Origin of the sequence: Zooshikella sp. RANM57, from assembly GCF_050749885.1 — a bacterium.
GTDB lineage: Bacteria > Pseudomonadota > Gammaproteobacteria > Pseudomonadales > Zooshikellaceae > Zooshikella.
This window is the reverse complement of sequence record NZ_JBOIUB010000031.1, coordinates 1-8991: the sequence shown is the minus strand read 5'-3', so window position 1 is coordinate 8991 and position 8991 is coordinate 1. Positions and strand designations below refer to the sequence as shown.

At 38.0% G+C, this 8991-nt stretch carries 11 protein-coding genes; 8 read left to right on the top strand and 3 right to left on the bottom strand.

Features of this window, described 5'->3' with window-relative positions; translation table 11 throughout:
• Positions 1 to 240: 240 nt before the first annotated feature.
• Positions 241 to 1287, bottom strand: coding sequence for a Fic family protein (locus tag ACQ96U_RS26725; RefSeq protein ID WP_431724337.1), 1047 nt, complete (start codon positions 1285 to 1287; stop codon positions 241 to 243).
• A gap of 155 nt (positions 1288 to 1442) precedes the next feature.
• Positions 1443 to 1646, bottom strand: coding sequence for a hypothetical protein (locus ACQ96U_RS26720; RefSeq protein ID WP_431724336.1), 204 nt, complete (start codon positions 1644 to 1646; stop codon positions 1443 to 1445).
• Between the two features lie 24 nt (positions 1647 to 1670).
• Between ACQ96U_RS26720 and ACQ96U_RS26715 the strand changes: the two genes are divergently transcribed.
• From ACQ96U_RS26715 to ACQ96U_RS26680, 8 genes are all read left to right on the top strand, one after another.
• Positions 1671 to 2087, top strand: coding sequence for a hypothetical protein (locus ACQ96U_RS26715; RefSeq protein WP_431724335.1), 417 nt, complete (start codon positions 1671 to 1673; stop codon positions 2085 to 2087).
• A 492-nt stretch (positions 2088 to 2579) separates the two neighbouring features.
• Positions 2580 to 2969, top strand: a complete 390-nt coding sequence (locus ACQ96U_RS26710) for a GspH/FimT family protein (protein WP_431724334.1) — start codon at positions 2580 to 2582, stop codon at positions 2967 to 2969.
• Between the two features lie 12 nt (positions 2970 to 2981).
• Positions 2982 to 3587: a type IV pilus modification protein PilV gene (gene pilV / locus ACQ96U_RS26705; RefSeq protein WP_431724333.1), complete on the top strand. Its 606-nt coding sequence runs from the start codon at positions 2982 to 2984 to the stop codon at positions 3585 to 3587.
• A gap of 3 nt (positions 3588 to 3590) precedes the next feature.
• Entirely contained in the window at positions 3591 to 4373 is a 783-nt protein-coding gene (locus ACQ96U_RS26700) for a PilW family protein (protein WP_431724332.1), read from the top strand.
• Positions 4351 to 4512 (top strand): pilus assembly PilX family protein, encoded by a 162-nt coding sequence (locus ACQ96U_RS26695; RefSeq protein WP_431724331.1) that lies wholly within the window; start codon positions 4351 to 4353, stop codon positions 4510 to 4512. Before ACQ96U_RS26700 ends, ACQ96U_RS26695 begins: the two co-directional genes overlap by 23 nt.
• Before the next feature lie 119 nt (positions 4513 to 4631).
• Complete coding sequence (locus tag ACQ96U_RS26690) at positions 4632 to 4823, top strand: hypothetical protein (protein WP_431724330.1); 192 nt, start codon at positions 4632 to 4634, stop codon at positions 4821 to 4823.
• Positions 4824 to 4989: 166 nt separating this feature from the next.
• Positions 4990 to 5124, top strand: coding sequence for a hypothetical protein (locus ACQ96U_RS26685; protein WP_431724329.1), 135 nt, complete (start codon positions 4990 to 4992; stop codon positions 5122 to 5124).
• A gap of 12 nt (positions 5125 to 5136) precedes the next feature.
• Positions 5137 to 8277 (top strand): pilus assembly protein, encoded by a 3141-nt coding sequence (locus tag ACQ96U_RS26680; RefSeq protein WP_431724328.1) that lies wholly within the window; start codon positions 5137 to 5139, stop codon positions 8275 to 8277.
• Between the two features lie 275 nt (positions 8278 to 8552).
• Here ACQ96U_RS26680 and ACQ96U_RS26675 read toward each other — a convergent pair whose 3' ends face one another.
• On the bottom strand, positions 8553 to 8780 hold the full coding sequence (locus tag ACQ96U_RS26675; protein ID WP_431724338.1) for a hypothetical protein: 228 nt from the start codon (positions 8778 to 8780) through the stop codon (positions 8553 to 8555).
• Between the last annotated feature and the right edge of the window lie 211 nt (positions 8781 to 8991).

Sequence of the window (8991 nt, the reverse complement as noted above, 5' to 3'; positions counted from 1 at the left end):
AGAAAAACGTCGCAGGCAAACCCTGAGACAAGAGACAAAACACTTTTTGAACAATTCTGCTCATTAGCAGGCTAAGTGTGTCCAAAATAAGATTGTTTTTACGCTAAATAATTTTTGCGACAGAACCCGAAATGTGCCTTAGAGTCCAGAGCGACTTAGTGAATGCAGTCATAGAGGAGTTAAGCGTATACGAAGAGCTTGGTTCTGCAAGCATGTCGACTATGGTTTTAAAGATAAAGATTATACCCGAACCCACTTAGCACCACGGCCTTTACCTTTTAACTGGACAATACCCTCTGCTTTTAATTCGCGAATAACATTACGTATCGTTTCATGGCTAACCCCTGGTAAATTATTGACAATATCAGAAATAGCAAAAGGCTTTATTTGGTCAAGAATATAAGCTTTCACCATTTGTGATTTACTGCCTTTTGACGTGCTGAAATCAATCTGGTCTACCCGTCCTTCAAACTCTTTATAAGCCCGAATCAGCACGCCCCAAAAATAATTAAGCCAAGGCTTAGGATCATGCATCCCTTGATGCCAGTGCTGTGAGCTTCGCTCTAGCGTGGCATAGTAGTCGTCTTTGGTTTCTTCAAACACCCTTTCTAAACTAATGAATTTACCAACCTCATAGCCCGCTTGGTACAACAGAAGCAGTGTAAGCAAACGAGCTGTTCGACCATTGCCATCAGAAAATGGGTGAATACATAAGAAATCTAAAATGGTTAAGGGAATAATCACCAACGCATCATACAAACTCATCACTTCCTTATAACACAGCTCTAACTGCTCCATAGCCATAGGGGTTTCAACAGCACTGACTGTCTGGAAACGAACCCGCAAAACACGTCCATCTGGGCTTTTCTCTACAATATCATTATCCATCGCTTTCCAGCGCCCACCATCCTGTGGCAGATAACGATAAATAAGATTATGTACCTGGCAAATCACATTGCATGAAAGCGGCATGTAGTGTGCTGACTCATGAATAAGCTCCAGCACATCACGATAACCAGCAACTTCCTGCTCTGATCGACCACAAGGGGCACTATCGTGTAACACCAAGTCTCTCACTCGTTCTGTGGAAACAATGATACCTTCAAGACGGTTAGATGATTCACTGGACTCAACCAGTGCAACCTTTTGCAATGAGTTCAGAACGTCCGCTTTTTGGTGAGCATAGAGAATCTGCCTACCTTTATGCTCGCCGATGGCCCTCAACATAGCGGTTTGTTCAAGGCTTAAATAAAGCTTATTGAGATAGTCTGTTGTGAGTGATTTCATAAACAAGGTAATATAGATAAATTAATACCCTGTTTATACCAATAAATGAGTTAATTTAAAAGAAAAACAGGGTATAAACATAAAAATATTACCCTGTTATGTTGTATAAACAAGGTAATGCTTCATCACTATCCTCACACACCAACTTACCGCATCTAATGAATACCCATAAGCAGAGTCAATGACTTATCATTACTCTTACCTGATGCGATATTCATCACATTATTGTCAATAACTAACGCACGATTACCCCGCAAAACCTGAACATAAGTACATATACGAGTTAGATCAATGTGCTCAGTATCTGTATAAATTATAAACAGATACACCGCTTTTTTGATGGTTGATAACGTTTTCATCAATTCTGAGCAGGGAGACGTCCAATGAGCTTTTTAGTATCAACGCTAAGTCTGTTACTGACCTTCATCTCAGCCTGTTTGGCTGTCCTGTTTTTCCCTAAATACTTTGAACGATTATCCACTGAGTTAAAATCGATACTTTTATCTGAAAAATACCTTGTTAAAGGCTGTATCATCTTAACAGCAACGGCTGCGATGACTTCAGTTATTGTTTTGTCTCTTTCTGAGCCACGCTTTTTGGCTGCCGTACTGATGACAGTCATCTCAGGAAGTTTTGTGGTATTTGGTGCTTACTTGATGCCCTTGTTATTCAATCAACATGAGCGGTTAACATGTGGACACTATGTCAGCCAGCAACAGCTTCAGCAAACTCAATTGTTATGTACGGTGGTATTAGGGGGAGCTAGCACGCTGGGTTTACTCACGTTTTTGGTGATTTAATACGATACTCAGGGAAAGTATTTACCTGAGGTTAACAAATTCAATAGCGCACCAGGCTCAGTAATTTCCAGTAAATGCCCGACGAAGCGAGCATTTACTGGAGTGTAACCCAGTAACCCAGAGGACCCCGTATGAGGGGGGGAATCATAAGACAGCACTAACCTAAGATATTTTCAACCTATCCTAGGGATTTACTCATCTTCACGGACTCTCATAAGACTCACATAAAATTTAGAAACGATTTGATACACAGCTTATGAGAGCACTTTTGATCGCCCTTCCCTGCCCCTCTCAAAATGTATACTTTTTTGATAAACGACTAGTCCGTTTTACATTGGTACTCTGAAAAAGTCCATTAGACCAGAACAGTATTAGCAGGAGTGTAAAAGGCTATCACGGCGGGTCAAACTTTGCGACAGAACCGGGATTTTATTAGCTATTGCCGTTCCATCCTTTGAAGGAGTGATTCGCAAATATAACTTGCAAAATGTTGTGAATAACGTTGTTGAAAGTTTGAGTTTTGCGCGTAGTGAAGCTATTAAAAGAAATGAAGTTATTCGAATCGCACGAAATGGTACAAATTGGAATCAAGGATGGACAGTTTATATTGATGATAGTGATGATGCTCTTACAAGCTTTCAGGGACCTTCAGGATTAACTGAGTTACAGTTTTATGGAACTACAAATGGAGATATATCCATAAGTACAAATTCATCGGTTAATCAACATATTAGCTTTTCAGGTAGTGGAAGACTCAACTTAATTTCAAGTCAAGTTCAAATTGCTGTTTGTGATAAACGTGGAGCGTCATTTGGTAGTTTAATAACCATTAATTTAATGGGACAAGCACGCGTACTTGGAACGACACTCTGTAGTTTCTAGAGGCAAGACTAAATGCTATTTAAATACTATGGTAACGCGATGCTCGACTTTTTAGCCTATTATTTGATAGAAGTTTTAGTGACAGTATTAGTCATAGGTATTGGGTTATTAGGTTTAGCAGGTTTACAATCAGTTTCAATGAAAAATACCTACCAGTCTTCCCAACGATCTCAGGTAATTTGGCTTGCGCATGAATTAATAGAAAGAATGCGAGCAAACCCCGAAGGGACTCAAGGAAACTGGTATGCAAGCGAAGTAGCTAAATACTCTCCTAATACCAAATGTGGATCTGCCACTAAACCTAATCCTATATGCAGTACTTATTTTGATAAATCTACCAATGCGGTTATTTCTCCTGCGTCTGACTGTACAGCAAAACAAATGGCAGTTTTTGATGCTTGGGAGTTATTTTGTGGTTATTCGTATACCAATGTAACTCGTACTGACATGGTCGATTCTTTATCACAATTAAGTGCCCGTTTAACTTGTACTGATGTTGATAGTACCGATGGTGTTGTATGTAGTTCGGGATCACTTATCTCAGTTAATTTATCTTGGTCAACTCCAGACAATAGCTCAAGCAATGAGTCAGCTGTTGCAATCAATATGAGGTTATAATCTATGTTTGTTAAAAGACAGATAGGCTTATCATTGATTGAACTGATGATTGCACTTGTCTTAGGCCTGTTTCTTTTAGCAGGTATTCTCCAGGTTTTTTTAGGATCATCACAAACGTACCGTTTAACAGGAGATCTATCTCGAGTGCAAGAAAATGAAAGATTTGCTCTTGATGTGTTGGCTCGTGATATTAGGGTAGCAGGGTATAGACATCCCGATAAAGGAGATTTAATTGATTTTTTTGTTATTGGTTCTGATTGTCCTGATTCTGCAGTTTGCACAGCGAATGTATCCAGCACATCAAGTTCAGATACCATTGCTATTCAATTAGATCCTGAAAATAATACTGACTGTTTAGGTTCTCCTGTTGGAGATGATGATATAGTGATAAATGTTTACTCTATTGGTACGCAAAGTATATCCAGTGTAATGATTAGTAGTCTGTTTTGTAGAGGATGGAATGTGACCACAGGCAGTTGGTCAAGTCCTTCATCTCAGCCTCTTGTGGATGGTGTGGAAAATATGCAGATTTTATATGGTATTGCACCTGATGGTAAGTTTATAACTCGTTATGTAACCGCAGATACTGTACCTGATTGGAATAAAATTAGATCTGTACGCGTCGGTTTGTTAGTTAGTGCAGCTAATGTGACTGGTGCTGCAGAGAATAAAAAAAGAGAATATATTTTATTTGATAGTGGAGCTTTAGCATTTACTGATCGACAAGTTCGATACATATATACTACAACCGTAAACTTAAATAATGCACTCTCGGATCAAATTTAAGATGTATATTAAAAAACACAATGGCTCAGCACTAATTGTTAGTTTAATTATTCTAGTTGTTTTAACAGTTATTGCCTTTTCTGCATCAAGAACAACTATGCTTGAAGAAAAGATGACCGCAAATAGCCAAAAAAAATAGAAGCTTACCAAACAGGAATTGCAGAGCTTAGATCTCAGTTTGTTGATCTTCAAGTAGGAACAAATTACCTAAATAATGCGATAAATTCATCAACTAAAACAGAAAGCTTAACAGAAAAAATGGGTGATACAGAAAAAGGAATAAATGTCGCCACCAGTATTAAGTATATTAACCAGGGGCTTCCGCCTCCTGGTTATTCTCTAACGGACTTTGTTGGATATAATTTTGATATGAATGTAAATATTATCATTGTTAATATTGGTGCAAATTCAAATCAGACATTGGGGATAAAATATGCGATGTCTAAATAAACTATTTTCATTTATAGTAATTAACTTAATAATAATGCATGCTCAATCAGAGATGATTTTAATTGAAAAGACTAGAGAAGTGTACATTGTAGGTTATAAAAAATTCCATGATAAAAAAATATTGTTAGTAAAATCATGTAATGAATGTTCGATTGAAGAAATTTATTTGACTACAACTTTGATACTCTATAACAGTCAAACCACAAGTAATTTATATATTCTTGATAACTTCAAAGGCCGACTTGCCACTTTATTTATTGATCCTTCAGATAATGAAGTGACTGGAATAAGTATTGAATAAATAGGTACTTCCATGAATGTGAATAAGTTATGGTGTATTGTGACATTAACTTTATTCAGTAGCTCCGTGCTTGCTGATGATACGGATATTTATGTTTCCTCGACGTCTGGAGATAAAACAGTCAATGCAAATGTACTCTTGATTATTGATACTTCTGGAAGTATGAAAGCTGGTGTACAGGTTGATAGCAACTACAAATCTGGATTTACGGTGCATGGTACTAACCCTCATACACCAGGAAAGCGTTGCCGGAAATGGGATTGTAGTGGTTCACCAAAGTATTACAGTAATAATGCATTAACTCGTTTTGAGATAGTTCAAGATGCAGCTGCAGAGATTATTTGGACAAACAACGATGTTAATATGGGTATTATGCGCTTTGATGCCCCTAACGCGTATCAAGGTGGCTATATATTGGCAGAAGTTCAGGATATATCAACGAATACCAAAAAAAATAAGTTAATCAATATTATTAATGCGCAAGGTGCTAATGGCGGCACACCTTTAAGTGAAGTATTACATGAAGCGTTTCAGTATATGACGGGACGGCGTGTTGTGTATGGAAAGAATACAAAACCAGCACACAGTGTTTCCAGTTCTTACTCAGGTAACAATTATATTTCTCCAATGAAAGATGCTTGTCAGTCGAATACTATTGTTTACTTTACCGATGGACAGCCCACAGTCGATGGGAGTTCTGATGGAACAATAAAAAGTTTGATTTCATCTAAAGTATTACCAACTGGAACTACAACGAATGCCCCTTTAGCACTATCTAAAAATTGTAAGCATGTTGAAGGCAAGAATAACTGCCTTGATGAATTAGGTTGGTACATGGGTAACTTTGATATGGCTGGAGGGTTAGAGGGCGAACAGAAAATTAAAACACATACAATTGGTGGGTTTGGGTTAGCCAGTAATAGCTTTGAAGTAAAATTATTGAAAAGTACTGCAGCTCGCTCTGGAGGAAAGTTCTACTTAGCAGATAATTACAAAGATGTTATTGGGGCACTTAAGGAAGCCATTGCTGAGGTAAGAGCTGAAGGCTCATCATTTGTATCGCCTTCTGTTTCAGTCAGTGCTTTCAACAGTCTTGAACACAGTGATGAACTTTATTTTGTACTGTTTAAACCTGAAAAAGGTCCTCGTTGGACTGGTAACTTAAAGCGTTATAAGCTTAAAGGCACTGAAATCGTTGATGCAACTGAAAACAATGCGGTACAAGATGGCTTTTTTAAAGATACAGCTAGAAGTTTTTGGACAACGTCTGCTGATGGAGGAGATGTAGGTGCAGGAGGTATGGTATCAAAGCTTCCCAGCATTAATAGCCGAATACTTTTTACATATACAGGGCTTGAAAAACCAAATAATGTCAGCCTTAACGTTCCAGATCATAAGCTACTAACCACAAACAGCGCCATTACTAAAGATATGCTGGGTAGTCCTTCTATGAGTGATGCTCGGCGCGAGAATATTTTAAGGTGGGCACTAGGTTATGATGAAGAAGACCTAAATGAAAATAGTAATACGACTGAACAGTATAAACGGATTGGTGACCCTATACATAGCTCACCCACAATTATAACTTACTTTGCAGATAATAGTGCAACACCCTCTATTGTAGATCAAACCGTATATTTTGGTACTAACGAAGGTTTTTTTCACGCTATAAATACAATAAATGGACAAGAGGAGTTTGCGTTTGTTCCACAAGAACTATTGGGTAACTTCAAGGTTTATAAAGACAATGTAGCGGTTGATGATAATCCAACAAAAGTTTACGGTCTTGATGGACCCATTTCAATTTGGATGAATGACATAAATGGAGACAGGGATGTATTACAGTCAAATAATGGTGCGGCTGATACAGGGGAGTTTGTTTATGCTTATGTCAGCATGCGCCGAGGTGGACGCAATATCTATGCATTGGACATCACAAACCGTGCTTCACCCAAATTAAAGTGGATTATTAAAGGGGGAGTTGATAACTCAACGTCAACAGAGACTGTAGCGAAAGGGAACTTTTCTAAATTAGGACAGACTTGGTCCAAAGCTATGCTCGCAAAAGTTAAGTTTAATGGTGTAGAAAAGAAAGTGCTTATCTTTACTGGTGGCTATGATCCTGACCAAGATAATCATGAATTGATTACTACAGACGATATTGGTAATGCCATTTATATGGTGGATGCTGACACAGGTAATTTATTATGGTTTTCATCAAATACTGGATCAGACCTTAATCTTGCTACAATGGACTATAGCTTTCCAGCACCTGCATCACTTATTGATATCAATGGAGATGGTATAATAGACTATTTTTTTGTCGCAGATGTGGGAGGTCACATTTGGCGGTTTGATATAAATGCAGAAAACACTGGAAAAGCTGATTTTGCAAAAGGAGGGATGATTGCGCAAATCAGTGGTTCAGGTAAAACTGATGCTCGTCGTTTTTATAACGCTCCTGACATTTCAATGATCAGAGCACGAGGTGAAGAAACTTATCTTGCGATTAGTATTGGTTCTGGTTATCGAGCAAACCCATTAAATAATGATATTACTGACCGTTTTTTTATGATTCGTGATCCCCATGTTTTCAAAGCACCTGATCATTATTCTTACATAACTGACAAAGATACTTCAACAGGGGCAGATACGAGAAGAATTATTTATAATTCAGATTTGTATGATGCAACAAACAACCTAATACAAGATGGAAGTGATGAAGAGCAAGAAGAAGCAAAGAATGCGTTAGCCTCTAAGCAAGGTTGGTTTATTGATATGGAAGCCCGTGGAGAAAAAGTACTTGCGAAATCAAAGACTATCGCGAATAAGATAGTTTTTACGTCTTACCAACCTAACGTCACTCCAGCCACAAATCCATGTTCTCCCAGTAGTGGGCAAAATAGGCGCTATTTGCTCAACTTGGAAAATGCTGCCGCTGTGGCAACTACAACTGACCCTCTAAATAAGGACAATCGTTACATTACCTTAAGTCAAACAGGTATTCTAGGAGAACCTGAAACAATTAATGGTGGAGGCTCTTCTGGGAGCAGTAGCAGTGTTAAAGGCCAAGTGGTATGTAATGGTTTATATTGTGAAGAGATTGAAGGTGGTAGTCCTTTACAGAAAACATATTGGAGAGAAAACCTTTAATGGTACGGCCGGTTCTGTCGCAAAGTTTGGACCCTGTAAATAGACCCTGTAAATATTTCTGTGTATCCGCCCAGTTTTAAATATAGGGTCTAAGTCGATCTTCAAACTCAATCATAAATCGATTTAACGCCGCTTTCCAATTTCGAATCGGCATTGTCCACTTTTTTAATGAATTAAATATTTGCGACAGTACCGGATAGTTGTGCCCAAGGTAATGCTTTGAATTAATAAAATATTTGCAACACAACCATTTTTACAACCTATACAGATACCAATCAGTCGCAATTTTTGTAATTACTTTTTACACATTGTATTGCAAGCTTATGAGACATTTTAAGTCCTTCAACATCTATTTCTTTTGAAATTATTTTAAAGAATTTAATGTGTTTTTTATTGAACCCATGAGAAGCTGCAATATTAGACCACACCGCAGCTAAAACTCGATTCTTATTAACGCCATAACCTTTATAATACATAATTCCCAAATTAAATTGTGCGTCTATATCTCCTTGCTTAGCTGCAGCTTTAAAGGTTCTGTCGCAAAGTTTGACCCGCCGTGATAGCCTTTTACACTCCTGCTAATACTCTACTCTGGTTGTTTTGTCGTCACTATGAGTCCTCATGAGCGTTTCAAAGGTTGTCATTTTCCCTCCTGTGTTGTACTGCAGGCGGTGTATTATTACCTTCGGTTTGCACTGAGCTACCGTGATATTG